Origin of the sequence: Kribbella sp. VKM Ac-2566, from assembly GCF_004366005.1 — a bacterium.
Lineage (GTDB): Bacteria > Actinomycetota > Actinomycetes > Propionibacteriales > Kribbellaceae > Kribbella > Kribbella pratensis.
This window is the reverse complement of record NZ_SODT01000014.1, coordinates 128,901-155,711: the sequence shown is the minus strand read 5'-3', so window position 1 is coordinate 155,711 and position 26,811 is coordinate 128,901. Positions and strand designations below refer to the sequence as shown.

Annotated in this window: 17 protein-coding genes; 3 read left to right on the top strand and 14 right to left on the bottom strand. The window is 67.8% G+C overall.

Annotation, left to right across the window (positions count from 1 at the left end; genetic code table 11):
* Positions 1–327: 327 nt before the first annotated feature.
* The 12 genes from EV647_RS34725 to EV647_RS34675 are packed head-to-tail and all read right to left on the bottom strand — an operon-like array spanning position 328 to position 17,305.
* Positions 328–1,509: a glycoside hydrolase family 28 protein gene (locus EV647_RS34725; RefSeq protein WP_134010682.1), complete on the bottom strand. Its 1,182-nt coding sequence runs from the start codon at positions 1,507–1,509 to the stop codon at positions 328–330.
* The gene (locus EV647_RS34720; RefSeq protein WP_134010680.1) at positions 1,506–3,566 is read right to left on the bottom strand and encodes a hypothetical protein; all 2,061 of its coding nucleotides are present in this window, start codon (positions 3,564–3,566) and stop codon (positions 1,506–1,508) included. The genes EV647_RS34725 and EV647_RS34720 overlap by 4 nt, the downstream gene beginning before the upstream one ends.
* On the bottom strand, positions 3,566–4,741 hold the full coding sequence (locus EV647_RS34715) for a DUF5605 domain-containing protein (protein WP_134010678.1): 1,176 nt from the start codon (positions 4,739–4,741) through the stop codon (positions 3,566–3,568). The genes EV647_RS34720 and EV647_RS34715 overlap by 1 nt, the downstream gene beginning before the upstream one ends.
* Positions 4,738–6,135, bottom strand: coding sequence for a DUF5060 domain-containing protein (locus tag EV647_RS34710; protein ID WP_134010676.1), 1,398 nt, complete (start codon positions 6,133–6,135; stop codon positions 4,738–4,740). Before EV647_RS34710 ends, EV647_RS34715 begins: the two co-directional genes overlap by 4 nt.
* On the bottom strand, positions 6,132–7,196 hold the full coding sequence (locus tag EV647_RS34705; RefSeq protein WP_238177553.1) for an exo-alpha-sialidase: 1,065 nt from the start codon (positions 7,194–7,196) through the stop codon (positions 6,132–6,134). Before EV647_RS34705 ends, EV647_RS34710 begins: the two co-directional genes overlap by 4 nt.
* A complete protein-coding gene (locus tag EV647_RS34700) occupies positions 7,193–8,752 on the bottom strand; it encodes an ABC transporter substrate-binding protein (protein ID WP_134010672.1) in 1,560 nt (519 codons plus the stop codon). The genes EV647_RS34705 and EV647_RS34700 overlap by 4 nt, the downstream gene beginning before the upstream one ends.
* A 12-nt stretch (positions 8,753–8,764) precedes the next feature.
* Entirely contained in the window at positions 8,765–9,781 is a 1,017-nt protein-coding gene (locus EV647_RS42265; protein WP_134133163.1) for an ABC transporter ATP-binding protein, read from the bottom strand.
* Positions 9,778–10,776, bottom strand: a complete 999-nt coding sequence (locus tag EV647_RS42260; RefSeq protein WP_166680493.1) for an ABC transporter ATP-binding protein — start codon at positions 10,774–10,776, stop codon at positions 9,778–9,780. The genes EV647_RS42265 and EV647_RS42260 overlap by 4 nt, the downstream gene beginning before the upstream one ends.
* A 13-nt stretch (positions 10,777–10,789) precedes the next feature.
* On the bottom strand, positions 10,790–11,932 hold the full coding sequence (locus tag EV647_RS34690) for an ABC transporter permease (RefSeq protein ID WP_134010670.1): 1,143 nt from the start codon (positions 11,930–11,932) through the stop codon (positions 10,790–10,792).
* Positions 11,933–11,938: 6 nt separating this feature from the next.
* Positions 11,939–12,937, bottom strand: a complete 999-nt coding sequence (locus EV647_RS34685; protein ID WP_134010668.1) for an ABC transporter permease — start codon at positions 12,935–12,937, stop codon at positions 11,939–11,941.
* Positions 12,937–14,919 carry an ABC transporter substrate-binding protein gene (locus EV647_RS34680; RefSeq protein WP_134010667.1) on the bottom strand — a complete coding sequence of 661 codons (1,983 nt, stop codon included), beginning with the start codon at positions 14,917–14,919 and terminating at the stop codon, positions 12,937–12,939. The genes EV647_RS34685 and EV647_RS34680 overlap by 1 nt, the downstream gene beginning before the upstream one ends.
* A gap of 10 nt (positions 14,920–14,929) precedes the next feature.
* Entirely contained in the window at positions 14,930–17,305 is a 2,376-nt protein-coding gene (locus tag EV647_RS34675) for an Ig-like domain-containing protein (protein ID WP_134010665.1), read from the bottom strand.
* A gap of 228 nt (positions 17,306–17,533) precedes the next feature.
* Between EV647_RS34675 and EV647_RS34670 the strand changes: the two genes are divergently transcribed.
* Positions 17,534–19,291: a glycoside hydrolase family 127 protein gene (locus EV647_RS34670; protein ID WP_134010663.1), complete on the top strand. Its 1,758-nt coding sequence runs from the start codon at positions 17,534–17,536 to the stop codon at positions 19,289–19,291.
* A complete protein-coding gene (locus EV647_RS34665) occupies positions 19,288–22,146 on the top strand; it encodes a glycoside hydrolase family 2 TIM barrel-domain containing protein (protein ID WP_134010661.1) in 2,859 nt (952 codons plus the stop codon). Before EV647_RS34670 ends, EV647_RS34665 begins: the two co-directional genes overlap by 4 nt.
* Here the strand turns inward: EV647_RS34665 and EV647_RS34660 are convergent.
* Positions 22,130–24,229, bottom strand: a complete 2,100-nt coding sequence (locus EV647_RS34660; RefSeq protein WP_202876417.1) for a DUF6351 family protein — start codon at positions 24,227–24,229, stop codon at positions 22,130–22,132. The two genes, EV647_RS34665 and EV647_RS34660, sit on opposite strands and share 17 nt — an antisense overlap.
* A gap of 99 nt (positions 24,230–24,328) precedes the next feature.
* Positions 24,329–25,327 (bottom strand): methyltransferase domain-containing protein, encoded by a 999-nt coding sequence (locus EV647_RS34655; RefSeq protein ID WP_134010659.1) that lies wholly within the window; start codon positions 25,325–25,327, stop codon positions 24,329–24,331.
* Between the two features lie 470 nt (positions 25,328–25,797).
* Here EV647_RS34655 and EV647_RS34650 point away from each other — a divergent pair, with 470 nt between their 5' ends.
* Positions 25,798–26,805, top strand: a complete 1,008-nt coding sequence (locus tag EV647_RS34650; protein ID WP_134010657.1) for an alpha/beta hydrolase family protein — start codon at positions 25,798–25,800, stop codon at positions 26,803–26,805.
* The last annotated feature ends 6 nt before the right edge of the window (positions 26,806–26,811 follow it).

Below are 26,811 nucleotides of genomic sequence, written 5' to 3'. Positions count from 1 at the left end.
GTCGCCCTGACCGAATGGCCGGCCGTCGATCCCTTGGTGGGAAAGAAATCGTCGGCATATGCACATTTGTTTCCCAACAAGCCGCCACACACTCCGCCTCACGACTCGACGAGGTCGACAGCGGGCAACTGATTCCTGCAGTGGCGGGTTGCCCCCTGATGTGGTGGGTTGCCCCCTCGGATTTTCGGTGGGCAACCCTGCAGTTGAGGGGGCAACCTTCGGATTGAGGCGTGCTTGGGGTTGCCCGGCCTGGTCACTGACGGGATCGACAGCCGACCCACTCCCTTAACCGAACAGCAGCGCCGCCAACCCTGCGAAGGTGCGGGTTCAGAAGTATTCGCAGTTCTCGGTGGGTTGCCGGTCCGTCGCTGCGGAGGTCAGCCTGAGGTTCTCGACCGGGGAGTGTGGGGTGTCGAGAATCTCGACGGTTCGGGGGGCTGAGCGTACGGCGAGGTTGGTGACGGTGATGTCGCGTACGACGGGGGCGTGGCCGCCGAACTGTTCCGGTTCCGCGTGCCGGGTGGTGATGAGGATCGCGGAGGTGGTGACCGCGTCGACGATCAGGTTCTCGACCGTGACGTGCTCGATCACGCCGCCGCGCAAGGAGTTCGTCTTGATGCGCAGCGCGTGGTCCACGCCCGCACCGGCAACCGGCCCACCCGCGGGAGTGGTGATGTGGAGGTCTCGGGCTTGGATGTTCGATGCTCCGGCGGAGGCTTCGCTGCCGATGGTCAGGGCTCCGTGGCCGGCGGTGAAGCGGCAGGATTCGATGAGGATATTGCGGGACGGGCGGCCTGCGCGGCGGCCGTCGGCGTCGCGGCCGGACTTGACGGCGATGCAGTCGTCGCCGGTGGTGAACGAGCAGCCGGTGATGACGACGTTCTCGCAGGAGTCGGGGTTGCAGCCGTCGTTGTTCGGGCCGAGGGAGTCGACGGTGATCCCGCGGACGAGTACGTCGGTGCAGAAGACCGGGTGGACCACCCACATCGGGGCGTTCACGATGCGTACGTCTTCGATGCGCACGCGACGGGAGGTGTGCGGCTGGATGAAGCTCGGGCGGAAGCCGTGACCGGGTTCGAAGATGCGGTCCTCGACGGGTACGTCGGCTTCGACCATGCGGAGCAGGCGTTCCCAGTCGGTGCGCGGGCGGGTGTTGCTCCACCAGTTGACTGTGCTCGCACCGCCGTCGAGGGTGCCGGTGCCGGTGATCGCGATGTCGGTTTCGTCGTACGCGTAGATGAGAGGTGAGTGGCTGAGGCACTCGATTCCTTGCCAGCGGGTGCGGACGATCGGGTATGCGGTCGCGTCGGTGTGGAACCGGAGCGTCGCGCCGGCCGACAGATGCAGTTCGACGTTGCTGCGAAGCCGGATCGGCCCGGTGACGAATTCACCGTCGGGTACGACGACACGCCCGCCGGTGAGCGCACACGCGTCGATCGCCTCCGCAATCGCCCCAGTGCAGTCCGACCCGGCGCGAGCTCCGAAGTTGGTGACCAGGTAGTCGGTCATGGGAGAGCTCGGATGCGGAGGGCGTTTGCCAGGGGGACGGCTATGACCCAGCTGGGGTTCCAGGTGTTGGTGTGGCCTCGGCGTTGCCAGTGGGTTTGGAAGACGGCTTCGCCTTGTTCGCCGGGAAGGGGGAAGTTCCAGTCATTCGGGGCAGCGGCGACGGTTTGACTCAACGCGTGCAGGGTGGTTCGCGCGGCGGCGACGTACGCGGGGCGGTCGGTGGTCAGGCCGAAGGAGAGGAGTTCGTACGTCGGGAAGAAGGCGTCGAGGTGGTGGTTCTGCACGCTGACGGTCGGCCAGCCGATCGCGTTGAAGCCGGCGGCGTGAAGAGGCGAGTTTTCGTCCTGTTCCGGGGACCAGACGTACACCCAGGTGAGGAGCCAGTCGGCGGCGACTTCGCACCAGGTGGCGTACAGCGGGTCGCCGGTGCGGCGGAAGAGTTCGTAGGCGGCCATGAAGTAGTACATGCCGGCTTCTTTGTCCTCGCAGGCCGCGTCCAGGGTGGAGCGGGAGAACGGGCGGTCGAAGGTGCGCGCGTGCTGGTCGTGGTACCGGGACAGCCAGACGGTTGCTTCGGACAACAGTTCGTGAGAGTCGAGGACCGACGAGGCCTTCAGAGCGGCCAGTACGCACGGGATGCCCGCCGAGGAGACCGTCGTCGCAGCTGGCAGGCCGTCGAGTCGCCATCCGACCGGAAAGGTCCCGTCGGCCAACTGAGCGGTACCGCGGAGGAAGGTCATGGCTTCTTCGAGGGCGTTGAGCCACGACGGCGGGACGGGTTCGTCGTGGTCGCGGAAGAGGGTGATGATGTCGGTCAGGTCGCTGATTGTCTCGCCGTACGCTCGGCTGGAGACCATGGGGCGGTTACCGGCACGGAAGCTGGTCCAGCGGCGGGTGCTGACCTGGTACGCGTTGTGGCGCAGGCCGGGAGTCGGTGTCGGGCTGCCGGCCAGGTAGAACTCGACGGCCGCACGGCAGCGGTCGATGCGCAGCCGGTCCCGGGTGTTGAAGCCGACCTGGGCGTCGCACCAGGCGAGCTTCAGCGCCTGGCCGGTCCAGCCGTACATGAAGTGCCGAGACTTACGCGGCCCGTTGCCGGGGATGTCGCTGAACTTGGTGTACCCGGCGACGGTCCCGGACTGGTACCACCGGTTGTCCAGGGCAACAGTCTTCAACGTGATGAGCTCGACGAGAGCCAATCCGGGTGAACCAGCGGCCGTGAAGAGGGTGCGCGCACTCTCGACAAGGTGCCGGAACGCGTGACCGCGGAGCTCCTGCCGTCCCCAGTCGAGGACCAGGTGCTGGGTGTATACCTCACCGGGACGCAGCGTGAGGTAGCCGTCGTCGGTCGCCTCGGTCTCCGCCTTGCTGACGTACCGGACGTCCTGCTTGCCGTCGAACATCAGTACGCCGCTGAGCGCCGCGATCACCGGACCGTCCTGCCGGATCGCGCCGAGCGAGCCGTACCGGACCTGGCCGTCGCCCGAGCGGCGTGCCTGCGGGCGCGAGATGACGGACAGCCAACGGCGTTCGCGCCCCTCGCGCCATTCGAGGTTGGCGCCGGGGATCGGAAGCCGGTCCTCCTCGGCGACGAAGCCTCCGCCGGGGGTCGGGCCGATCCGCGGCACGGCGCGGGCCGGGTCGGCGGACGGGTTGTCGTTGTAGATCATGCCCGGGATGGTGAGCTGGCTGTCCTTCACCCTGCCGAGGTCGAGCAACAGCCCGACGGCGAGGTCGGCGACGCGGCGCTTGCTCGTGTTGCGCCAGCAGAGCTCGAGGTTCAACCGGTCGCCGTCGTCGAACGCCAGCCGCACCTCGACCGCGAGCGGTCCGGTCCGGCAGCCCGCCCGGTGTTCGCCCGGCCGCCGCGAGATCCACCACCCGTCGGGACACGTCAGCGGGCTGGGCTGCCAGGGGCGACCGGCCGAGCAGGTGAGGAGGTCGCCCAGCGGGCGCTCCAAGTAGACCGGCCCGTCGACCTGGCCGAACTCGAGCACCACACCGTCCGGTGTGCGACGCAACGAAGCCTGGCGCGGACCAGACGTCAGCGCGGGCATCAGGACGCCCGGCGGATCTGAATGGCCTGGTACTGCGTGCCGGGCAGCCGGACCGTCAACGTGCCGGCATCAGCGACGCTCTCGCGAGTACGGCGTACCGAGTGGTTCCACACGTCCAGTACGTCGACGTCGTACTCGCCCTCGGGCAGTGAGAACGTCCGGTCCGGGAACTGGTGCTCGCCGAGGTACTGGAGGTAGTACGAGCCAGGCACCGCGAGCGTCGGGGCGTCGCGGTAGTCGTCGATCGGCTCCACACCGTCGGGCAGTTCGTCCAGCACCTCCCGCAACAGCCGCAGCCGTTGCGCGACAACACCAGTGGGCCGACTGCCGCCGTCCGACCACGGCACGACGCTCACGGACGACGGGTCGACGTACCACTCGCCGTGCGTCACGTAGGCCCCGCGAACTGTCCCCTCCCAGATGCGGGTCAGCATCTCCTCAGGCCGGAGGCTGGTGTCGGGGGTAGTGCCGTTGCCTTCGTGGCCACATGCGTCAACGAAGACGGGCTTGGCGTGGGCCACACGCAATGCGGACACTCCACGGAGGTTCTCCAGCCGGACGCTCAGGTGAGTCAGCCAGGGCGGTCCCGGGTCGGTTGCCTCGTGCATCGAGATCAGGTGGCGACTGGAGTCGAGTTCCGCGATCAGCTCGGCCAACTCTCGCGACCTGTCAGCGGACTCCAGGCACCAGGTGACGTTCCGATAAGCGGCCAGCCGATTCACCGCAGCGCGAACAACAGACGAGTCCGTCGGCAGGACGATGTCAGCCACGATGTCGGCCGCCAGCAGGTCACGGACCTGGTCCTCGATGCCGTCGGACACCCGCAGCCGGACGCGGTTGAACGGCGAGGCCGCGAGCGCCGGGCGTGCGGCAGCCCACTGCGCCGGATCACCGAACCACGTGGTCGTGAGCGGGTGGTACGGCGTACCGTCCGCCCAGCGCAATGTGGTGCCGGCACGACGGACAGGACCATGCGAGGTCGCGGGCGTGCACTCCACAGTCCCGCCGTCGTACGACCAAACGCCTTCCAGGTCAGGGCTGTAGCGAACCACCCACCCGTCGTCCGACTGGAACGGTTCGGCGTATGCGGTGGCGCCGGACGTGTGGCGGAACAGCACGCCGGCCGGCCCGGGCACAGGTAGTTCGAGCACGTCCCAGCGTGCTACTGACGTCATCGGGTCCCTCTCAGGGCGAGGTACGGGGTGGCGGGCAGTGGGATGCGGCTCGGGCCGGAGTACTCGGCCAGCGGGGTGATGGTCATCGCCCGCGTGTCGATCAGGTCGAAGTAGAAGGGCGAACCGTCCGGCAGGTCCAGCTCGACAGCGGACGGCTGACGGTCGCCGAGGTAGTGCAGGACACAGCGGTCCGCGTCGACCTCACCGTCCGACTGCCGCGGCAGCCCCGCGAACACGGCCCGGAGGAAGTCGATCCGCTCCGGGCTCTCGCCGTACAGCCGGCCGCCGATCGAGATCCACGCGCGGGTCTCCCGGTCGACGAACGACTCGCCGTGCCCGACGTATCCGCCGAGCGACATGCCCTGCCAGAACCGGTGCACCATCTCGTCCGCGGTCAGGTTCCCCCAGCGCCGGCCGGCATTGCCCTCGTAACCGATCTCGTCGATCACGACCGGCTTCCGGCAGTCCCGCCAGGCAGCGACCTCGGCGCCGTCCCAGTGCTGCACGCTCTGGTGGGTGATCCACGGCTTGCTGAAGTCGTAGGGCGTGAAGACCTCGTACATCTTGGTCCCGTTGTGGATCGACCGCAGTCGCTGGTACGGGTCGTACCGCTGCACCAGCTGCAGCAGCCGGTCCCAGTCCGCGATCGTCTTCTCGTGGTTGAAGTCGTACTCGTTCGACAGCGACCACCAGACGTTCCGGTACGCCGCCAGCCGCGCGACGACGTACCGCAGATAGGCCGCGTCCTGCGCCGGGGTCATCCGGTCGAAACCCCACACGCCGCGGTCGTACGGGTGGAACAGGATCAGGTCCGCCTGGACACCCAGCGCCAGCAGGTCCGCGACCCGCGCCTCGAACTCCCGGAAGAACACCGGGTCGTACCGGTCCACGTCGACCGAACCTGGTGTCGCCCCGGCGAACGGCGTGCGCTCGGGTCGCATTCCGTCCGTGGGCAGCAGACACATCCGGACCTTGTCGAAAGGTGCTGAGCGCAACGACTCCAGCGTCAGTTCCTGGAGCTCTTTCGACTCGTACGTCCAGTGGTAACACGTCGTCCCGATGCAGTCGTACCGCGTGCCGTCGGCGTACGAGAAGTGGTGCCTACCGAGGACGTCGACCGGCCCGTGGTTCCCGGGCCCCGGCGGGGAGCACACGAAGCTCCCACGCCGACCGTCGAGCTCGGGTGCGGAGCTCGACGTGATGTACGACCACTCCCCCTCCCGGTCCGGCGAGAACCGCGCCCGGTACGTCCCGTCGCCGTCGTAGAAGCCGTCGACGGTCACCATCCGGTTCCGGAACTGGTACGTGACCTGGAACTCCACCTCGGCGAACGGATTGCCGCCTGACGGGCCGGTCAACGTGAGCTCGTGCAGGCCCCACTTCTCGATACTCATGGCAGTCGGTCTCCTGCCTGGATCCACTCGGGCGCCAGGATCACGTGCTTGATGGTCTTGCGCAGGTACGAGTACGCGACGTGCAACTGCCCGTCGCGGGTCTGCAGCAGCGTCGGGTACGAGTAGCCGAACTCGTTCTCCCGGTACTCCTCGTCCTGCACCTGCAGGTTCCGCCAGTACGGCCAGGTAGCGCCGTCGTCCTCGGACAGTGCCAGCGTGAGCGGGGTCCGCAGGGTCTTCCGGCGTACGCCGCCCTTGCCGTCGTCGACCCAGCGGAACTGGTCACGCTCGGCCGACGAGTCGTTGAACACCATGACGAGCCGGCCGTCGGACAGCCGCAGTACCTGGACCGCCGAGTTGTTGTTCGGCAGGGTGGTGCGCTCCGGCGAGGTCCAGGTCCGGCCGTTGTCCTTCGAGACCGACCGGTGGATGCGGTCGGCGGCACGGCTGCGGAAGTACCCGACGAGCTCGCCGGGCGACAGCTCGACGACGCTCATCTGCACCTGCCCGATCGCGTCCGGCAAGTCCACCGCCGACCAGGTCTCGCCCTGGTCGGTGCCGAGTTGAAGAACGGTTCGCTCGGCGGTCTTGTCGCAGTCGTACGCCGGCAGCAACCAGTCACCGTTGCTCAACACAACAATCGGGTTCCGGATGAACGAACCGAGGTGATCGAACAGCACCTCGCTCCGCTCCCAGGTGAGCCCGCCGTCGTGTGACACCCGCCGGATCACGCGCGAGGTCGACTGGTCATGCGGCTCGTTGGAGGTGTGCAGCAACCAGACGTCATCGTCCGGAGTCACGAACAACAGTGGGTTCTGTTCGGAGCGGCGCGGATCCGACGAGAGCTGCTCAGGCGGCAGCCAGGTGTCCGTTCCGGCGGGGAGGCGGGACAGGACGATGTTGGTGTCCGGCTCGCCCTCCCCCGGGCCGTTGAACCAGGCGCACAGCAGGTCGCCGTTCGCCGTCTCGACCAACGTCGCGGCGTGGCTGTCGCCGGGATGGATGGTGGGCAGGAGGGCCGCACCCTCACGGATGCGGCCGTCGAACCTCGCGTCGTTCACCATGTGAGCCCGCGGGCGACCTGCGCCTTGATGTAGTCGGGGATGTCCTGCGTCTCGGTGACCAGCAGCGACGAGTCGACGTCCATACCGTCCTTGAGCACATGCTGCCGGAACACCTTGTACAGCGGGATGTCCCAGTACTCGGTGTTCTGGTAGTTCTTAACCACCGCGTTCTCGCCCCAGTAGACGGCCGACGTGTCGATGGCCGCCAGTTCCGGGATCGCCGTACCGAACGCGTTCACGACAGCGTCGGTCTTCAGCACTCCCTTCATGCCGTACGACGAGATGCGGGTCTGCATCTCCTCCGACACCAGGTACTTGACCACGTCGAGCGCCTGGGCCTGGTGCTGCGACTGCGGCGGGATGAAGGCCGCGCGGGTGTCCGGCTGGTAGATCGTGTTCGAGCCGCGGGACAGCACCGGCATCGAGGTGACGCCGATCTTCACGCTCTTCGCCCACTCGGCGAACTGGGCCGCGTCGTCCTCCTCGATGTAGTACGAGCTGAGCGCGTAGGCGTTCAGCTTCGACAGGTTGTTCACCGCCATCGCGAGGTGGCCGGGGAAGCTCATGTCGCCCTTGAAGAAGTCGTCCACCGTGGTGAAGTTGTTCCGCGGGATCATCAGGAACCGGTGCAGGTTGTTCGCCACCGACTTCCACTCCGCGCTCGTCAGGTTGACCTTGACGTCCTGCGGCGCCGGCTGCTCGCTCGAACCGGGCACGAACGGGTAGAGCCCGAGCTGGTTCATCGCGAGGTAGTTGTCCGGGTGCTGCATGTAGCCCTTGTAGTGGTGGATCCCGTCCTGCCGGGTGAGCTTGCCGGCCAGCTTGTAGACGTCGTCGTACGTCGAGCCGACCGTCGGGTACTTCACGCCGAACTTGTCGAAGATCAGCTTGTTGTAGAACAGCAGGCTCTCGTCGATCCACAGCGGGACGCCGTACAGGCCGCCGTCGGAGCGGGACTTGATCTGCTCGACCGAGCCGACGTTCAGCTTGGTCAGGTCGATGCCGGCGCCCTGCACCAGCGACGTGATGTCCTGGGTCCAGCCGAGCGGCTCGAGGTCCCGGTCGATCCGCAGCCGCGGGTCCTCCAGGATCAGGTCCGGCACCCGGCCGGCCTTCGCGATGTCCTCGTACCGGATCGGGTAGTCCCAGGTCGCGTACTTCAGCTTGATGTTCGGGAACTTCGCCCGGATCGCGTCGCCGAACACGGCGTCGAAGTACCGGTGCGCCTCCCGGCCGTCGTCGTTGCCGCCGAGCTCGAAAGGCTTGAAGTTGGCGGCGAACACGAACAGTTCGTCGTCGGCGACCGAGAACGGCACGTTGTACTTGTTCGGGATGTCGACGGTGCCGGCCGCCGACGCCCCGGCCTGCGCGCCGGCCCGGGGGACCGCGGAGGTGGAACTGGTCGCGGCAGCCGGGCCGGCGGACAGCGCCGCACCGAAGGCGGCCAGACCGCCGATCGCGGCGCTGCCGCGCAGCAGTCCGCGGCGCGACAGGCCGGGAGCCGAAGCTTCGTTCTGCGGGCGATTGGCGGCTGCGTCGTGTGCTTCAGACATGGTTGACCTTTCCTATGGGGCGGTGGTGGCCGTGAGGACACCCTTCAGGTCGAGCTGCTCGGCGAAGTGGCACGCGACCTTGCGGCCATTTGCTCCCCCGATCTCGCGCAGCTGCGGGACTTCGGAGGCACACCGGGCTTCGGCGTACCCGCACCGGGGATGGAACGGGCAGCCGGCCGGCACCTTGGAGGGATCCGCGATCTCGCCGAGCAGCTTGATCCGCTCGCGTTGCCCGCGGGAGGCGGGATCGGGATCCGGTACGGCGCTGAGCAGCGCCTCGGTGTACGGGTGCAGGGGCTTGGAGTAGAGCTCCTCGGTCGACGCGCTCTCGACGAGCTTGCCGACGTACATCACCGCGACGTCGTCGGCGACATGCTCGACGATGCCGAGGTCGTGGGAGACGAACAGATAGGTGAGGCCGGACTCCTCCTGCAGATCGCGCAGCAGGTTGAGGATCTGTGCCCGGACGGAGACGTCGAGTGCGCTGACCGCCTCGTCGGCGACCACCAGCCGGGGGTTGGTGGCGAGGGCCCGTGCGATCACGACCCGCTGCCGCTCGCCGCCGCTGAACGCGTGCGGGTAGCGGTGCGCGTACTCCGCCCGCAGTCCGACGCGGCGCAGCAGCGAGGCGACCTTGTCGTCGATCTCGTCGCGTGAACCCGCGTCCTGGACCCGCAGCGGCTCGGCGATGATGTCGCGCAGCGTCTTGCGCGGGTCGAGCGAGGAGTGCGGGTCCTGGAAGATCAGCCGGACCTGCGCACGGTACGGCTTCAGCTGCTTCTCGCTCAGCGGCGCCAGGTCGACACCGTCGAACATGATGCTGCCCGAGGTCGGCTCGTATGCGCGGACGATGCAGCGGCCGAGCGTCGTCTTGCCGCAGCCCGACTCCCCCACCAGTCCGAGCGTCCGGCCGGCCTTGATCGACAGGTCGACACCGTCTACCGCCTTCACGAAGCCGCGGTTCCGCCCGAGAAACCCACCATGCAACGGAAAGTGCATGGTCAGACCCTTGGTCTCCAACAGACTCATCGATCCTCCTCGCCGTACAGCAGGCACGCCACGTCGATCTCGTCGCTGCGCACCCTGGTCGGCACAGTCACGTCGCACTTTCCCGCCATGAACGAGTCGCACCGCGGGTGAAAGCGGCATCCGGTCGGACGCTCGTACGGCGGCGGCACGGTTCCCCGTACGGCGACCAACCGGTCCTGACCGCGCTGACCCAGCCGCGGCACCGAGCGCACCAGCGCCTGCGTGTACGGGTGCTTGGGATGACTCAGTACGGCGGATGCCGGCCCCTGCTCGACCACCTCGCCGAGGTACATCACCGCGACCTCGTCGGCGACCTGCGCGGCGACCCCGAGGTCGTGGGTGATCAGCATGATCGCCATCCCGAACTCCTGCTGGAGATCCTGCAGCAGGTCGAGGATCTGCGCCTGCGTGGTGACGTCGAGCGCGGTCGTCGGCTCGTCCGCGATCAGCAGCCGCGGGCGGCAGGACAACGCCATCGCGATCATGGCGCGTTGCCGCATGCCACCACTGAGCTGGAACGGGTACGAGTCGACACGGCGCTTCGGGTCCGGGATACCGACCCGGTCGAGCATCTCGATCGCGCGGTCGCGGGCTTCCTGTTTGCCGACGTTCTCGTGCAACCGGACAGCTTCGATGATCTGGTCGCCGATCGTGTGCACCAGACTCAGCGACGCCATCGGCTCCTGGAACACCATCGCGATATCGGCCCACCGGACCTGCCGCAGCCGCTTGTCCTTCGCGGCCAGCAGGTCGAGCGGCTTCGTGTCCGGCGCGTCGTCGTACAGCAGGATCTCGCCGCCGACGATCCGGGCCGGCTTCTCCACCAGCCGCAGGATCGACCGCGCGGTGACGCTCTTGCCGCAGCCGGACTCACCGACCACAGCCAGCGTGCGGCCACGAGGTACGGACAGGCTGACACCGTCGACGGCCCTCACGACACCGTCACCGAGCTCGAAATGGGTCCTGAGCTCGCGAACTTCCAACAACGGCTGCATGGGAAGGCGCCTCCTACTTGTAGGGATCCGCGGCGTCGCGGAGACCGTCGCCGACGAAGTTCATGGCGAGTACGACGACCACGACCGCGAGGCCCGGGGTGAGCAGCCACGGGGCGGTGGCGACCGCGCGGATGTTCTGCGCGCCCTCGAGCAGCACACCCCAACTGACCGCGGGCGGCTGCAGACCGAGGCCGAGGAACGACAGGCTGGTCTCGGCGAGGATCATCCGTGGCACCGCCATCGAGATCGACGCGATGATGTGGCTGGCGAACGACGGCACCATGTGGCCGAAGATGATCCCGGTCCGCCCGACGCCGTCGAGCCGGGCCGCCATCACGAAGTCCTCCTCGCGCAGGCTGAGGAACCGGCCGCGGACGTCCCGCGCCAGTCCGGTCCAGCCGATCAGCGACAGGATCACGGTGATCGCGAAGTACCTCGTCAACGGACCCCAGCTGCCGGGCAGTGCCGCCGACAGCGCCATCCACAGCGGCAATGTCGGGACCGACATGATGAACTCGATGATCCGCTGGATGATGTTGTCGACCCGGCCGCCCACGTAGCCGGAGATCCCGCCGATCAGCATGCCGAGCAGGAAACTCGCGAACACGCCGACGAGACCGATCGACAGCGACACCCGGGCGCCGTGGATCAGCCGGGACAGCAGGTCCCGGCCGGACTGGTCGGAGCCGACCAGGAAGAACGCCTCACCGGCCTTCGTCGGGCCGATCAGGTGGATGTTCGACTTGATCGGGCCCAGGATCGAGTACTCGTCGCCGCGCACGAACCACCCGACGTCGACGATCTTCGACTTGTCGACGGTGAAGGTCTGCTCGAACGTCTCCTGGTTGCGCGTCGACGAGTACCCGTACACGAACATCCCGTGCTCGGCCGAGACATGCACACGCTGCGGCGGGGCGTACGGCAGCGCGGTGTGCGCGGTGTCGGCACTGGACGGCGCGAAGAAGCCGGCGAAGATCGCCATGAAGTAGATCGGGATCAGCACGATCAACCCGATCAGCGCCAGCCGGTGCCGGCGGAACTGCCGCCACATCAGCCGCCACTGCGGCAGCGCGCCGTGGTCGCGCAGGCTCTTCACGACCTCCTGCGGGGTCTCGTGCTGAGTGTCGGGGGCGATCGCCTCGGTCTGCTGGACCATTCAGATCTATCCCTTCTGGAACCGGGTGCGGATCCGCGGATCCCACCAGGCCAGTGCGAGGTCGCTGAGCATCGTGCCGATCACCGTCAGCGTGCTGAGAATCAGCACGAAACTGCCGACCAGGTACATGTCCTGGCTCTTCACCGCGCCGAGCAGCAGCGGGCCGCTGGTCGGCAGGCTCATCACGACCGACACGATGGTCTCGCCGCTGATCAGGCCGGGCAGCAGCCAGCCGACCGTGCTGAAGAACGGGCTGAGCGACATCCGGACCGGGTACTTGAGCAGCAGCTTCCACTCCGGCAGGCCCTTCGCACGGGCGGTCGCGACGTACGGCTTGTGCAGCTCGTCGAGCAGGTTGGCCCGGGTGATCCTGATCAGTCCCGCCGTACCGGCGACCCCGACCACCACGATCGGGACCCATAGATGGGAGATCAGGTCGAGCAGCTTGCCCAGGTTCCAGGCCGCGTCCGCGTACTCGGGTGAGAACAGTCCGCCGACGCTCTGGCCGAAGTACCGGAAGCCGATGTACATCATCACCAGCGCGAGCATGAACTCCGGGACGGCCATCCCGATGAAGCCGAGGAAGGACGCCAGGTAGTCGCCGCCCGAGTACTGCCGCAGCGCGCTGTAGATGCCGATCGGGAACGCGATCGCCCAGACGAACAGCAGACTCGCGATCGACAGCACCATCGAGAGCAGTACCCGGTTGCCGATCAGGCTGGCGACCGACTGGTTCCAGGCGAACGACTGCCCGAGGTCACCGTGCAGCACCACTCCCTTGATCCAGGTGAGGTACTGCACGATGAACGGCTTGTCGAGCCCGTAGTGCCGCTTCAGCTCGGCGATCTGCGAGTCCGGGATGTCCTGGCCGCGGGCCTCCGCGTTCGCGATCACCGTGGTGGTGTAGTCGCCCGGCGGCAGTTTGATGACCACGAAGGTGACGAACGAGATCGCCGCCAGCGTGATGACCATCCAGACCAGCCGCCGGGCCACGAACCGCAGCATTACTGCCCGATCGCGAACTGCTCGGGGTGGACGATGCCCGGGGCAACCGACTCGCTCATCTTCTCCGGCACGTTGTGGAAGTCGTTCTTCACGACGCCGTACGTGTTCGGCACCGAGCTGACACCGATGTAGTAGAACTGGTCGGCCGCGATCTGCAGGATCTGCTTGCCGAGTTCGAGCGTCTTCGCCGGGTCCGGCTCCTGCCGAGCCTGGGTGAACAGCTCCATCTGCTTCTGGATCTCCGCCGGCGGCTTCACGCCCTCCTCGCCCTTCGACTGGTACCACTGCGCCCAGCCGATGCCGTACCGCGCGCTGCCGTCGTTGGTCGGCACCCAGTAGTGGTCACCACCGGTACCGGTCGGCAGTACGAACGTGCCGCAGGTCCAGGTCCCGGCGTCGTGGTCGTTGGCCTTGACCCGTTCCTTGTAGAGGTCCTCGCTGACCGCCTGGGTGCGCAGCTCGATCCCGACCGCGGCCCAGCGCTTCTTGACGAACTCGATCGCCTCGACGTGGTCCGGGAACGATTCGCTCACCAGTACCGTGACCGAAACCGGCTTCCCGTCGGCGCCGAGCCGCTTGCCGTCCGGCGACTTCTTCGTCAGCCCGGCCGCGTCCAGGTGCTGGTTCGCCTTGGCGGCGTCGAACTCCAGGAACTGCGTGGCGAGCTGCTCGTTGTAGTACGGCGAGTCCTTCGGCGGAGCGCCCTGCCAAGGCTCGCCCTGACCGGCGTAGACCGCGTCGATGACCTCCTTGCGGTTGATCGCGTGCGAGAGGCCGGCCCGGAACTCCTTGTTCGAGAACAGTGCCCGCTTGACCGGGTCCTTGTGCGTCAGGTTGATGCCTATGACCATCGTGTTGGTCAGCTGGGTCGGCACCTCGAAGATCTTGTAGCCGCCCTTCTCCCGGTTCTGCGCGACGACCGGCTTGTTCTGCGGCGTCCCGAAGTTCCGGTACTGCATGCCGAACTCGCCGTTCATCACCTTGAGCAGCTCGACCTGGGCGTCCTGGACGACCTCGACGCGGCAGTTGTCGATGTACGGCAACTGGCGGCCCTGGTCGTCGACCTTCCAGTAGTACGGGTTCCGGGTCAGGGTGACCGCGGAGCCCTTGCCGAGCGGGGTGGTCACCTTCCAAGGTGCCAGCGTCGGCTGCTCCGGGTTCGTCCACGGGTTCTGCTTCTGCGCGAACAGGTCGGTCCAGCTGCCGACGCCGGCCTTCTTCGCCAGTGCGTTCGCGAACTTGTTGTACTTCAGGTGGAACTGCTGGAAGTAGTGCTTCGGCAGCAGCATCCCGTAGGCGCCTTCACGCTCGAAGATCGCGTCGGCGATCTGCACGAGCAGCGACGGCTGCGGCGAGCTGTACGTCATCTTGATCGTGCGCTCGTCGACCTTTTCGACCTTCGCGATCTTGCCGGTGTCCGGCGACGTGAAGGCGTCGTACAGACCGTCCGGGTGCAGCCCCTCGTCGCACTGCACCTCGAGGATCGTGAACATCAGGTCGTCCGCCGTACACGGCTTGCCGTCGGACCACTTCAGGCCCTCGCGCAACTTGAACGTGTACACCTTGCTCTCGGCATCGACCGTGTACTCGGCGACGTTCGCCTCGATCTCGTCGTACCCGGGCTTGCCGACCTTGTCGGGCTTCCAGCGCAGCAGCGGTTCGTAGCGCATCGCGTACCACAGCCACTGGGTGTCCTCCTGGGTCAGCATCGCCGACCGCCAGGTTCCGCCGTACTGCGCCTTGCCCTCGAGGGGCTTGATCACCGGCGGGTTCTTCGGCAACCGGTCCGCCAGCGGGGGCAGGGAGCCCTTGTCCACCAGGGCTTTGAGCATCGGCGATTCCTTCTCGCCGGCCACTGCGGCCTGTGCGCCGGAGCCTGCCGGCTTGGTGTCGAAGAAGCCGCACCCAGGGATGGTCGCCACGGCCAGGAGGCCGAGACCGCCCTGCAGCAGCCGACGCCGGTCGATCATGCGTTCTGACATGTCATTTACCTCACTGCTGCTCGAGCGTGATGTTGCTGAACTGCGCGGTCCCGTAGTCGACGAGGGCGTTGTCGACCCTGCCGCCGTCGATCGCGAACCCGATGTAGAAGGAGCGGCTCGGCATCATGATCTTTTCGTAGCCGAAGCGGTCCCACTTGACCTGATCAGTGGAGATGAAGGCCTCGAACTCGACCTCTCTGGCCTGCGGGCGCTCGCGCCGGAGCAGCCGCAGCCAGTACACCTTCGTGGGGTCCAGGTAGCTCCCGTCCCACGGCCACGGGCCGACACTCGGCACCGAGCCGTCGGTCTGGATCCGGATCGCCTGCGCCTTCATGCCGCCGTCGTCGGTGGCGGTCGGCGCGGCGCTCGCGTTGTCGTTGACGGTGCCGTACCCGCCCGCGACACCGAAGCCGATACCGCCGTACATGTACGGCGCGGCCGGGTCCAGCGAGTCGCGGATCATCAGGCCCGCGGTGAGTCCGTTGGCGATCTTGCCGAGCTGGTCCAGCCGCGCGGTGATCCGCGTGACCGCACCCGCACCGCCGACCTGGAGCTTGCGGTACACATAGTGGAAGTTGCTGGTCCGCCCGTAGATCCGGCCGGAGCCCTTGATGGTCAGCACTCCGCCGTCCAGGCTGCCGGAGCCCGGCACCGGCGGCTTCCCGATCGACGCCGACGTCCAGCCCGGCGTACCCAGCTGCTTGTTGACGTGCACCTGGACAGCGGTCGACTGGGTCGCCGTACCGTTCTTGTCCGTGGCCCGCGCCGTGATCCAGTAGGAGCCGTCGGCGACGTTCTTCCATTCGACCTGGTACGGCGCACTCGTCGCAGCGCCGACCATCTGGTCGCCGACGAAGAACTCGACCTTGGCGAGCTGCCCGCCCTTCGCGGGGGATGCGTCGGCCTTGATCGTCACGGTCGGCGCGGTGCGACCGGCGACCGTCGTGTTCTGCGCCGGGCTGGTGATCTGCACGACCGGGTTGCCCGTCGGGTCCGGGACCAGCGAGTTGAGGTAGTTCTCCAGGTAGGTGTAGCCGTTCGGGGCGATCTTCTGCGCGTCCGACGGGTCGTTCGGGTCGAGGCCGTTGGCCTTCTCCCACCAGTCCGGGATGCCGTCGTGGTCGGAGTCCACCGGCGCCTCGGTCTGGACGAGCTCCGGGTAGCCGCCGACCTGTTTCTGCGAGTTGATCAGCCGGCCGGTGCCGTTGCGGACCTCCTCGACGACGCGGGCGTCGGCGGCGTCGCGCTTCGGCAGGATCGCGCCGGCCCCGGCGAGCACCGCGTCGTACGCCTTGCTTGCCGCCTGCAGGTCGCCGCGGCCCGGGATCGGCTGCGGCTCGGCCAGTTCGACGATCCCGCCGATCGGGTAGCGGATACCGCGGCGGTTGTGCGTGGTGACGTCCGGGTGGCCCTCGACCTCGTTGCCGGCGACGTACCACTGGCCCCCGCGGTTCGCGCTCACCACGACCGGTGCGACCTCGTCCAGCGTGGTCGGGCCCGGCTTGTAGAAGTTGTTCATGATGTTGATGCCGTTGGCCCACTCACCGCCGTACACCGACGTGTACCCGTGGTCGTAGATCACATTGTTGTAGTGGTCGACCTCGAGGTTGATGCCCTCGGTGTAGCCGAAGCGCGGCTGCCGTCCACCCTGGTGGGCGACCAGATTGTGGTGGTACGTGTTCCGCTCGCCACCCCAGATACCGCCGTACCCGTGCCGGTTCTTCGGGTGCGCGGACAGCGCCAGGCCCTCGGAGACGATGCACCACTGGACGGTGACGTCGTAGTTCCCGTACGGCGACAGGCACTCGTCGACCGCCCAGCTGAACGAGCAGTGGTCGATGATCAGGTTGCGGATCTCCGGGCTGACCGAACCGGGCACGTTGGTGTTGAACGAGTCGTCCGCGACCGCGTACAGGTCGCCGAGCCGGAACCGCAGGTAGCGGATCACGATGTCGTGGGCACCGCCCTTGATCCCGGTGCTGTGACCCGACAGGCAGATGCCGCCACCAGGCGCGGTCTGTCCGGCGATGGTCAGGTTGTTGCCGGAGATCAGCAGCTGGGTCTCCAGCTTGATGGTGCCGGAGACCCGGAACACGATGGTCCGGTCGGAGCCGGAGACACCTTCACGGAGCGAGCCGGGTCCGGAATCGGCCAGCGTGGTGACCTCGTACACCGAGCCGCCGCGGCCGCCCTTGGCCCACATGCCGGCGCCCTCGGCGCCGGGGAAGGCCGGCAGCCGGTCATCGTTCACGCTCGTCGCGGCGGCCTTCGCGGCGGTGGCCGTCGGCGTGATGCCCAGCGACGCCACACCGATGGCGGCTGCGGTCGTCCCGACGAATCCGCGCCGGGACCAGCCCGGTGGAGTGAGAGGGGGAGTTTCGGTCATCGTCCATGCCTCGCTTTCGGCAGGGGGCGGCGGCTGCTGACATGCGCAGTCTGAATATCTAATCAAGTCCGAATGGAACGACGGCCCTCATGGTCACGGAGGTCACGAAGCCGTGTCAAGAGCATGACGCGCAAAAACCGCAATCGTTTGCACTCGGTGATTCTCGTGGCCGCAATCGTTTGCACGAACTCTTGCCTGGACGTCCGCGACGATGGTTACCTTGCCACCATGCCTTTGCGCCCCCTCCCCCTCGGCAGCACGAAACTCACCGGCGGGTTCTGGTTGAACCGGCAGCGAATCAACCGGGAGACGACCATCCCGGCCGCGGCTCAGCGCCTCGAGGAGGTCGGCACGCTCCGCAACTTCCGCCGGGCCGCGGACGAGCAGACTGGTGGCTTCGCCGGGAAGTTGTTCGCCGACACCGATGTCTACAAGTGGCTTGAGGCGGTCGCCTGGGAGCAGGCCCGGGAGCCGTCCACTGACCTCGCTGACCGGCAGTCCACAACGAGCGCGCTGGTCGCCGCAGCGCAAGACCCTGACGGGTACCTCAACACCTACACGCGGCTCGCACTCGACGGGCAGCGGTACGGCGACCTGGAGAAGGGGCACGAGCTGTACTGCGCGGGACACCTGCTGCAGGCGGCCGTGGCACAGGTCCGGGCGACCGGGGATCGCACCTTGCTCGACGTGGCGTGCCGGTTCGCCGATCACCTGTGCAAGACGTTCGGCCCCGGGCGGCTGGAAGGAGTCGACGGGCATCCGCTGATCGAGATGGCGCTCGTCGACCTCTACCGCGAGACCGGTACGGCGGCGTACCTCGAGCTGGCGTCGTACTTCGTCGAGGCGCGTGGGCGCGGGCTGCTCACTCCCCCGGGTCACCACGGTCCGGCGTACTTCCAGGATCACCTGCCGGTGCGGGACGTTCGCACGATCGCGGGGCACGCGGTCCGGGCGCTCTATCTCGCGTCCGGTGCGACCGACGTCGCGGGGGAGACCGGCGACGCCGAACTGCTCGACGCGTTGCAGGCGACGTGGTCGACGATGGTCGAGAGCCAGACGTACCTGACCGGTGGCGTCGGGGCGAGGTGGTACGGCGAGGCGTTCGGCGACCCGTTCGAGCTGCCGCCGGATGCGGCGTACTGCGAGACCTGTGCCGCGATCGCGAGCGTGCAGTGGAGTTGGCGGCTGCTGCTCGCGACAGGTGAGGGCAAGTACGCCGACCTGATCGAGCGGACGCTGTACAACGCGGTGATCTCCGGGGTGTCGCTCGACGGTGACCGGTTCTTCTACGTGAACACGTTGAAGGTGCGGAACAACGCCTTCGCCGACGATCAGCGGTCCGCGGTGGGTGGGCGGCAGCCGTGGTTCGGTACGGCGTGCTGCCCGCCGAACGTGATGCGCACGCTGTCGTCGCTGGATCAGCTGATCGCGACCTCGGACGACGACGGAGTGCAGGTACAGCTCTACGCGCCGGCGTCGGTGAGGGTCGGTCCGATCGGCTTCGAGGTTGAGACCGAGTATCCGTGGCACGGGACGGTCCGGGTGCGGATCACGTCGACGCCGGACACGCCTTGGACTCTCGGTCTGCGGATCCCGGCGTGGGCGGAGACTCATCGGCTGACGGTCAACGGGTTCGAGGGACCGCTGCGGCGGGTGTGGGCGGTGGGCGACGAGGTCGTGCTGGAGTTGCCGGTGGCGGCCCGCCGTACGACGCCTGACGAGCGGATCGACTCGGTGCGCGGCTGCATCGCGATCGAGCGCGGCCCGTTGGTGTACTGCTTCGAGCAGCAGGACGCAGACGTCGTACTCGACTCGGCGGCCGTGGTCGCGGGCGAGCTGATCGAGCACGAGCGGCCGGACCTGCTCGGCGGCGTGACCACGGTCGACGTACCGACACGGGACGGCACGCTGACCGCGATCCCCTACTACGCCTGGGGGAACCGGGAAGTCGGCCCGATGACCGTATGGATCCGGGAGGACGCGTGAACTACTGGGAAGACCCGGGTCCTGGCTACGGCGTGCTTCCTCCGCGAGCGGCTGTGCGGTCGGATGCGCCTCGGTTGAGTCTGAACGGGCAGTGGCGGTTCCGCCTGTCTCCCTCCGTGGGCGACGCCGGCTTCGAGGAGGTGGACTTCGACGACTCGGACTGGGACGTGCTGCCGGTGCCTTCGTCGTGGCCGATGCACGGGCACGGGAGTCCGGCGTACACGAATCAGAAGTATCCGTTTCCGGTCGATCCGCCGTACGTGCCGGACGAGAACCCGACCGGCGATCATCGGCTGGTCTTCGAGCTGCCGGAGTCGTGGAGTGGTTCGACGGTCCTGCGGTTCGACGGCGTGGACTCGTGCGCGCGGGTCTGGCTGAACGGGGTCGAGCTCGGGGTGACGCGAGGTTCGCGCCTGCCGGCCGAGTTCGCGGTCGGCGGCGTACTGCGGCCGGGGCGGAACGTCCTGGCGGTGCGAGTGCATCAGTGGTCGTCCGGTTCGTACCTCGAGGACCAGGACATGTGGTGGCTGCCGGGGATCTTCCGGGACGTCACACTGATCGCCCGGCCCATCGACAGCATGGACGCGGACGTGTTCGTGCACGCGGACTATCGGGACGGCGCCGGGGTGTTGATGGTCGAGTCGGCGCCGGGTGCGGTGGTGCGGATCCCATCGCTGGACGTCGTGGTGCCCTGCGGCGAGACGGTGACGATCCCGGGCGTCGAGCCGTGGTCGGCCGAGGTACCGCGGTTGTACGACGCGGTCGTGGAGTTGCCGGGTGAGCGGGTCGCGCTGCGGATCGGGTTCCGGACGGTGGAGATCGTCGACGGCGTACTGCGGGTCAACGGGCGGCGGATCCTGTTCCACGGGGTGAACCGGCACGAGCACGATCCCGTGTTCGGTCGCGCCGTACCCGAGGAACGGTTGCGTGCGGAGCTGCTGGTGATGAAGCGGCACAACATCAACGCGATCCGGACCAGTCACTACCCGCCGGACACACGGCTGCTGGAGTTGTGCGACGAGCTCGGGTTCTGGGTGATGGACGAGTGCGACTACGAGTCGCACGGGTTCATGCTGCTCGACTGGCAGGGGAACCCGGCCGACGATCCGCGGTTCCTCGACGCGTCCCTGGACCGGATGCGGCGGACCGTCGAGCGGGACAAGAACCACCCGTGCGTGGTGATGTGGTCGCTGGGCAACGAGGCGGGCGTCGGGTCGAACCTGACCGCGATGGCAGCGTGGACGCGGGATCGGGATCCGTCGCGGCCGTTGCACTACGAAGGCGATCTGTCGTGTGCCGATGTGGATGTGTACAGCCGGATGTACGCGTCGCACGCCGAGGTCGAGGCGATCGGGAAGCGCGCCGAGAAGCCCCTGGACGATCCGGTGCTGGATGCGCGGCGGCGTTCGATGCCCTTCGTGCTGTGTGAGTACTCGCATGCCGGAGGCAACGGTCCTGGCGGGTTGCCCGAGTACGAAGCGCTCTTCGACACCTACGAACGCTGCCAGGGCGGGTTCCTGTGGGAGTGGATGGAACACGGCATCCTGCGAGCGGACGGTTCCTACGGGTACGGCGGTGACTTCGGCGAGGAACTGCACGACGGTACGTACGTCCTCGACGGGCTGGTCTTCCCCGATCTGACCCCGCAGCCGGTGCTCGCGGAGGTCCACAAGGTCTACGAGCCGGTGCGCTTGTCCGTCGCCGGCGACGTCCTCACGATCACCAACCGGTACGACGTACTGGACACTTCCCACCTCTCACTCCACTGGGAGGCTGCCGACGAGGGCGAGGTAGTTGCCCGCGGCCCCCTCCCCTTCCCGGTGATCCCGGCCGGCCGGTCCGCGACCGCACAACTTCCGGAGCTCCCGGCCCTCCAGAACCGCGAACGCTGGCTGACAATCCGCGCCGTACTCACGAACGACAGCCCCTGGGCACCCGCCGGCCACGAGGTCGCCTTCACACAGACCCGCCTCGCACCGCCCGACCTCACCACCTTGCCCACCGCCGCCGCGGGACACCCGACTCTCACGCCCATTCTCAGGGGTGGGGAGGTCGCCCTTGGCCCGGGGCGGTTCGACGGGCGGACCGGGCGGTTGGTGGGGCTTGGCGGGTGGGCGGTCGAGCATGTTCCGCTGGAGCTGTGGCGGGCGCCTACGCAGCATGATGCTCGGACCTGGGATGCGACGACACTCGACCGCAAGACCCGGTGGGCGAATGCCGGGCTGGATCGTTTGCGGTACCGGACCGTATCCGTCGAGGCCTCAGGTGATGAGTTGGTCGTGGCAACGATGGTGGGGGCTGCGGCGACGGATGCTCGAGTGCTGACGACGTACACGTGGAGGACCGACGGCGGGCGGTTGACGGCGGAGGTCGACGTGGAGCCGTTGGGTGAATGGATGGTGCCTTGGGCTCGTCTCGGAGTGACGTTCGGTGTGCCGGCGGGCTTTCACGGCCTGACGTGGTTCGGGCTGGGGCCGGGACAGGCCTACCCGGACTCCCGCTCGGCAGCGCGGATCGGCCGCTACACAAGCACGATCGACGACTTCCAGGTGCCGTACCTGTACCCGCAGGAGAACGGCGCCCGCGGCGACGTCCGCTGGGCCGAGCTCTCCGGCCCAGCCGGCAAACTCCGCCTGACCGGCGACCCACACTTCAGCCTGACCGTACGCCGCTGGACGATCGCCGAGCTGGCCGCCGCCGACCACCCAGCCGACCTGCACCCAGGCGACCGCGTCTGGATCACCCTCGACGCCCTCCACCACGGCCTCGGCAGCCCCACCAGCGGCGCACCGATCCTGCCGCCGCACGACCTGCAACCGCAGAAGCACACCTTCAGGTTCAGTTTGGGAAGCTGATCCACGTCCCGGCCAACGGCTGCTGCCCGATCCCCGGCTTCGACCAGTCGCAGACCCCGCTCGGGAAGATCGCCAGCAGTTTGTGCCACTGTGCGTCGGTGAAGCCCGGGTAGTCCGCTCGTGCCGGTGTGCGGAGCTTGCACTTGATCACGTCTGCCGCTACACCTGCTCCGGCCACCTCGCGCGGGAAGGAGGCGGACGGGAACAGCTTCTCGCAGCGCGACTCCGGGTCCCGGTTCAACGGTTGCGCGACGAAGCCCTCGGGAGCACGGCACCCTTCGACCAGACCGGACGGCCGCGCCGCCACGATCTTGTCGATCCGGGGACGGGACGTGGTGTCCGCGGTCAGTTGCGTCAGCCAACGATCCATCTCGTCGATCGCGTGCTGCAGCAGCGGGCTCGACGTGCTGAACAGTCCGTACGTCGCGTCCTCGAGCAGACTCACCTGGTTGGCCGCCGTACCGTTCGCCTTCTGCAGCCGGGCGCGCATCGAGAACGTGTGGTACCGGACGTGGATGTCGCCGTACGACTGGGTGTCGGAGTACGCCCGGTAGTCGATGATCGGCACGTCCTTCAGCCCGCCCCCGCCGTACGTCAGCCGCCCGGTCCGGTACGCCGCACGCACAGCCTGCGGATCCGCCACGGTCCGGGACGGCACCAGGTTCGCGTCCGCGTCGAACCCACCGACCCGCTCGTTCAGGTCGAGGAACTGGGCCGGTGTGATCACCCCGGACCTCAGCACCTTCAGCCCGTACTGGACGCCGACGTTGTCGAGCGGCCGGCGGGCGAACCCGGTCGACGGATCCGCGCCGTACGCGTTGATCGTGTGGTCGAAGACGTCGCAGCGGGCGCCGCGTGGGTTCGTCGCGGGGTCGTAGCGTTGCGCAGGCGGGAGATGGGAGCAATTGAGCCGCGGATCGATCCGGTTCGCGCTCACCGCCATACTCGGCAGCGTCGCGTACGTCTGGAAACCGGCCACCTGACGCTTCTGCTCCTGCGTCCACTGGAGGTTGGACTTGGTGAAGTACGAGTCCAGCAGCCACGAGTCGCTGATGAACGAGACCGTGCCGAACCCGACCTCCGGGAACGAGCAGCCGACGATGATGCCGTCGAAGATGCCCGGGTAGTTGTCGGTGATCTGATGCGCCTGGTACGAGCCGCCGGAGCACCCGAAGCCGACCGTGAAGTCCGGCCGTCCGTAGTGCTCGACGAACAGTTCCTTCGTCGTCATCGCGGACTCGGCCGCGGTCAGGTCGTTGCAGTTCTGCCCGAACACGTTCAGGGACGACGACATCAGCGCGTACCCGCGACCGAGCAGGAACGCGTCCGTCACCCCGCCGGTCGTCGTACCCGACCGGTACCAGCCGCCGGCGCATCCACCGCCGAGCGTGAAGATCGCCCGGCCGTTCCAGCTCTGCGATCGCCGCGTCGGGGTCGGCGCGGCCGAACGCAACGGGTCGTGCAGCATGCTCGTCTGGACGACCGCCCGGTTCGCGCTCCCGGTCTCCATGCGCACGATGAACGGATCACCAGAGTCCGTCTTCGCGAGATCCGCCGGGTACGACGTGGCGCCTGCCGGCAACTTCACGAACCGGCCCGCGGTGGTCCGGTAGAAGTAGTCGACCCGCGGCGCGACCGAGCAGTCCGCGTCCAGCGGAGCGCCGAGCGTGCCGCCGATCACCGGAATCGTGAACTTCGCCGTCTCACACACGAACGGCTGCTCGTGCGGCCCCGAGAACACCGGCCCCTGCCGCGGGTAGTTCCGCACCTCCAGCGTCGTACTGCGTCCGTCCGACTCGGCGCGGAGGAGGTTCGAGCCGAGCCGCAGGTTCCCGACCAGTCCGGTCAGCCCGTCCCCGTCCGCGGTGAACACCGACGACACATCGACGCCGTTGAGAGTCACTCGAACGCGGTCATCCGGCGCATCGACATGGACGAGCGCATCCCCACCGGTCACCTTGTCCGGCCGGCTCGACAGGATCTCCAGCGTCACCTCCCGCGACGCCAGCGCCGGAACCGCGGGAAGCACCAGTGCACCGACAAGCAGACCGACAACCAGACGAACCGACCGCGAACGAATCACAGGTCCTCCAAGGCTCAGGCGGCAACAACCTCGCAGACACCGGCAAGCATGTGCTTGTTTATACCCACATTCGGTGAATGTGTTTCATACAACCCGATATCAACCACCCGACACCTCCGCGACGACGATGACAGGGTGCCGGCCCGCAACTGTGACGTCGTACCACGCCTGAACGCGCCAGCCACGGCCCAGTCGCGCTGCCTGCTCCGGGGTGAGGATCGCGACCAGCCGTCCGTCGAGCACGTGTCGCCACGCGCGGAGGTACGGCGCGAGGTCGCCGATCCGGACCCGCCTGTTCCACGGCGGGTTCGTGATGATGCGGTCCGCACCGGTCGTGAGCCTGCGGCTGTCTGCGCACCTCCACTCCATCCGCCTGCCGGCAGCGTTCGCCCTGGCTGCGGCGATCGCGGCCGGGTCATGGTCCAGGCCGACGTACTCCGCCTGCGGCTCGAGCAGCTGCGCCTCAAGCAGCAACGTCCCGGCTCCACAGAACGGATCGAGTACGTTCTGCCCGGGTTCGAGCTGCGCAAGCCGGGCCATCGCGGCGGCCACCGGCGGATGCAGGCTCCCCCGCACGGTCCGTCCCCGCCACGGCCGCCGATGGAGCGGTACGGCGTACGGGCGCAGACCGACCCACATCGTCTTCCCGTCCAGTACGACGCGCCACTCGGTGCGCTCGTCCGGTAGGGCCATGCCGTGTCGTCGCGAGTGGTAACGGCCGCCTGTCAGGTGCGACAGCTGCTCCCCTACCAGGTCTTCGACGTCGTAGCGATTGAAGTTCCGCACACCCTGGAACGACGCCGACACCGCGAAGTTGCTGCGATCACGCGGCGGCTCCACTGCCCGGCGAAGGGTGTCGGCCGCCCCAGCAAGCGCGGTCTTCGTGTGTCCAGGATCCGCAATCGCGGCGTACACGACGAACAAGTCGTCCGCCAACCGTGGCGGCGACCCGGTGATCGACCCCGTGATCGATTTGGGGGCCGGCTCGACGACAACCTGTCGCCTGCCGACCTCGATCACCCGATGCCCGGCGACGGCCAGTTCCTCGGCCGCCAACCGCTCCAACCCCGTGACGGTCCGCACCAGCACCAACTGCATGGAGAATCTCCCGGATAGCACCCGGGAACAACCAACCGGTCACTCCCGCATCGCTGACCGCGGGAAACCTCGAACAGGCCAGCGGAAGCTAGGTCCTGTCTGGTGATCCAGCGCCGTAGCGAGGAGGTGCTCGGTGCGGTGCATCGGCGTGCGGGGGCGAAGGTCTCGATGCGGAGCATCGTGGCCTTTGCACCCGTGCGGCGAGGTGCCGTGCCGAGTGCCCCGCAGTAGGCCCTGGATTACCAGACAGGACCTACGCCCACGCGGAAGAAGTATGTCTCCATGGGCGGAGATGATGGCACGCAGCGGACGCCACGGCCCACCGAATTACCGTTCGCCGCAGATCACGGACCACCGATCGATGGGACCGGACGCAGTCTTGAGTAAGCACCCGTGAATGGTTTCAACTTCAGGTGGTCGCTCGGCGGCCTGCTGTGAGCAGAAATCCGTCCCCGCCCCGGAGGTTTCTCGTGCACACCAAGCTGTCCTGGATCGGTCGGCGCGCGCTACTCGTCGCAGCCGTGTTCCTCGGCGTCTCTCCCCTCGCACCCGCGCAGGCCACACCCCAACAGATCACAGCGACTGTCCAAAGCGCGCCACACGGCGCCGAGGTCGTCGCGGTCCGGCAGGTCGCCGACCGGATGACCGACCTGACCGTGCGGTCCCAGGCTCTCGGCAACCGCACCGTCAACGTCCGCCTGCTCACGCCGGACGGCTGGAATCCGGCCGACCGCCGTCAGCACTGGCCGACGTTCTGGCTGCTGCACGGCTGCTGCGGGGACTACACGTCGTGGTCCGGCACGGACATCGCGAAGATCCCGAGCCTGCGCAAGGTCCTCGTCGTCATGCCTGAGGCCGGCTGGAACGGCTGGTACAGCAACTGGTGGAACTACGGCGCCGGCGGAGACCCGGCGTGGGAGACGTTCCACACCGTCGAGCTGGCGCACCTGCTGGAACACGACTGGGGCGCAAGCTCGAACCGCGTCGTGGCCGGCCTCTCGATGGGCGGCCAGGGAGCCCTGCTGTACGCCGCGCGCCACCCTGGCATGTTCCGCGCGGCCGCGGCGTACTCCGGCTCGGCCCATCCGCTGCTGAACGACGAGTCGATCAACCGGATCATGGGATTCTTCGCCGGGCAGGGCAACGACCCGCTCCGGGTCTGGGGAGACCCGGTCGCGCAGCGCCGGATCTGGGAAGCGCACGACCCGTACTACCTGGCGCACCGGCTCAAGTCGCTGCCGGTCTACCTCTCCTGCGGCGACGGCACCGCCGGACCGTTCGACCCGCCCGGGAAGACGGACGCACTGGAGGCCGACTTCAACCGCCAGAACCACGCCCTGGCTGCCCAACTGGAGCAGCTCGGCGCGAAACACCTGACGACCAACTTCTACGGACCGGGCACGCACGCGTGGGCCTATTGGCAACGCGAACTGCACGCCTCCCTGCCGATGCTCCTGAAAGCCCTCGACGTCAGCTAGCAGGAA

Coding starts and splice junctions, on each gene's coding strand:
- EV647_RS34720 (WP_134010680.1), bottom strand. CDS start 3,566: ATGCCCGCGCTGACGTCTGGTCCGCGCCAGGCTTCGTTGCGTCGCACA.
- EV647_RS34725 (WP_134010682.1), bottom strand. CDS start 1,509: ATGACCGACTACCTGGTCACCAACTTCGGAGCTCGCGCCGGGTCGGAC.
- EV647_RS34655 (WP_134010659.1), bottom strand. CDS start 25,327: ATGCAGTTGGTGCTGGTGCGGACCGTCACGGGGTTGGAGCGGTTGGCG.
- EV647_RS34710 (WP_134010676.1), bottom strand. CDS start 6,135: ATGAGTATCGAGAAGTGGGGCCTGCACGAGCTCACGTTGACCGGCCCG.
- EV647_RS34675 (WP_134010665.1), bottom strand. CDS start 17,305: ATGACCGAAACTCCCCCTCTCACTCCACCGGGCTGGTCCCGGCGCGGA.
- EV647_RS34700 (WP_134010672.1), bottom strand. CDS start 8,752: ATGTCTGAAGCACACGACGCAGCCGCCAATCGCCCGCAGAACGAAGCT.
- EV647_RS34680 (WP_134010667.1), bottom strand. CDS start 14,919: ATGTCAGAACGCATGATCGACCGGCGTCGGCTGCTGCAGGGCGGTCTC.
- EV647_RS42260 (WP_166680493.1), bottom strand. CDS start 10,776: ATGCAGCCGTTGTTGGAAGTTCGCGAGCTCAGGACCCATTTCGAGCTC.
- EV647_RS34670 (WP_134010663.1), top strand. CDS start 17,534: ATGCCTTTGCGCCCCCTCCCCCTCGGCAGCACGAAACTCACCGGCGGG.
- EV647_RS34685 (WP_134010668.1), bottom strand. CDS start 12,937: ATGCTGCGGTTCGTGGCCCGGCGGCTGGTCTGGATGGTCATCACGCTG.
- EV647_RS34690 (WP_134010670.1), bottom strand. CDS start 11,932: ATGGTCCAGCAGACCGAGGCGATCGCCCCCGACACTCAGCACGAGACC.
- EV647_RS34715 (WP_134010678.1), bottom strand. CDS start 4,741: ATGACGTCAGTAGCACGCTGGGACGTGCTCGAACTACCTGTGCCCGGG.
- EV647_RS42265 (WP_134133163.1), bottom strand. CDS start 9,781: ATGAGTCTGTTGGAGACCAAGGGTCTGACCATGCACTTTCCGTTGCAT.